This window comes from Sandarakinorhabdus sp., assembly GCF_040398645.1.
In the GTDB taxonomy this organism is placed as follows: Bacteria; Pseudomonadota; Alphaproteobacteria; order Sphingomonadales; family Sphingomonadaceae; genus Sandarakinorhabdus.
The window spans coordinates 1-2051 of sequence record NZ_JBBATR010000041.1; the positions used below are offsets into that span (position 1 = coordinate 1).

The following is a 2051-nucleotide window of genomic DNA, read 5'->3' on the forward strand; positions in this document are numbered from 1 at the left end:
GGCTTCACGGTCAAGCCGCTGTACACGGCCGCCGACACCGAAGGCTGGGACCCTGGCCTGCCGGGCTTTGCGCCGTTCACGCGCGGCGTGCGTGCTTCGATGTATGCCGGGCGGCCGTGGACGGTGCGCCAATATGCCGGTTTTTCCACCGCCGAGGAATCCAACGCCTTTTACCGGCGCAATCTGGCGGCCGGGCAAAAGGGGCTTTCGGTGGCGTTCGATCTGGCCACGCACCGCGGTTATGACAGCGATCATGAGCGTGTGTCAGGCGATGTTGGCAAGGCCGGGGTGGCGATCGATACCGTGGAGGACATGAAGATCCTGTTCGACGGGATTCCGCTCGACAAGATGTCCGTTTCGATGACGATGAACGGCGCGATCATCCCGTGCCTGGCGTTTTTCATTGTCGCGGCCGAGGAATCCGGCGTGCCGCAGGCGCTGCTTGATGGCACGGTGCAGAACGACATCCTCAAGGAGTTCATGGTCCGCAACACCTATATCTACCCGCCGGAGCCATCGATGCGGATCGTGGCCGACATTATTTCGTACACGGCGCGCAACATGCCGAAATTCAACAGTATTTCCATCTCCGGCTATCATATGCACGAAGCCGGGGCGACCGCGCTGCAGGAGCTGGCCTTCACCCTGGCCGATGGCATGGAATATGTGCGTGCGGCGCAAAAACAGGGCCTGGATGTTGATGAATTTGCCGGCCGCCTGAGCTTTTTCTTCGCCATCGGCATGAATTTCTTCATGGAAGTGGCGAAATTGCGCGCCGCCCGCACGCTGTGGGCGCGCATCATGACCAATTTCGGCGCCAAGGACCCGCGCAGCCTGATGCTGCGCACGCACTGCCAGACCAGCGGTGTTAGCCTGGCCGAGCAGGACCCGTACAACAACGTCATCCGCACCACCGTCGAGGCGCTGGCGGCGGTGATGGGCGGCACGCAAAGCCTGCACACCAATGCGCTGGACGAAGCCATTGCGCTGCCCACCGATTTTTCGGCGCGCATCGCCCGCAACACCCAGATCGTGCTGCAGGAAGAGGCCGGCATCACCAAGGTCGTCGATCCGCTGGGCGGCAGCTATTATGTCGAGGCGCTGACCAAGCAATTGGTGGACGATGCGCAGGCGATTATCGACAAGATCGAGGATCTGGGCGGCATGACCAAGGCGGTCGCCACCGGCATGCCCAAGCTGGAGATTGAAGCGGCAGCCGCCGCCAAGCAGGCCGGCATCGACATGGGCGAAACCGTGATCGTGGGCGTGAACAAGTACAAGCCGGAAACCACCGACGAATTTCCGGTGCTGGATGTCGACAATGTCGCCGTGCGCGCCAGCCAGATCACCCGCATCGAAGCGGTGAAGGCGGCGCGTGATCCCGCCCGGGTCGAGGCGGCGCTGGCCGCGCTGACCGCTGGCGCGGCGGCGCAGGACAATGTGCTGGCCCTGGCCATCGAATGCGCCCGCGCCCGCGCCACTTTGGGCGAAATCAGCGCCGCGATGGAAGCCGTGTTCGGCCGGCATGTTGCGGTGGTGAAGATGGTGAAGGGCGTTTACGCCGATTGCTACAAGGCCGATCCGGCCTATGTGCGCGTGGCGGAGGGCGTTGAGGCCTTTGAACGCCGCACCGGCCACAAGCCGCGCGTGCTGATCGTGAAAATGGGCCAGGACGGCCATGACCGCGGCGCCAAGGTGGTCGGCACCGCGCTGGCCGATCTCGGGTTCGATGCGACGGTCGGCCCGTTGTTCCAGACGCCGCAGGAGGCCCGCGATCTGGCCATCGCGCTGGATGTGGAACTGGTGGCGTCGTCCAGCTTGGCCGCCGGCCACAAGACGCTCGTGCCCGCCCTGATCGACGAGCTGAAATCGGCGGGCCGCGGCGATATCAAGGTGATCGCCGGCGGCGTCATCCCAGCGCAGGATTATGATTTCCTGCGCTCGGTGGGCACCGTGGCGATCTTCGGCCCCGGCACCAACATCGTGGAGGCAGCGGCCGAACTGCTGCGCCTGCTGGGGCACAATCTGCCGCCGCTGGATGAGGCGGCGGA

Annotated in this window: 1 protein-coding gene; it reads left to right on the forward strand. The window is 64.4% G+C overall.

The genetic code is table 11. The annotated features are described in order from the left end of the window. Positions 1-2051, forward strand: a 2051-nt coding sequence (gene scpA, locus ABWP50_RS09730; protein ID WP_353217801.1) for a methylmalonyl-CoA mutase, incomplete at both ends; no start/stop codon positions are given.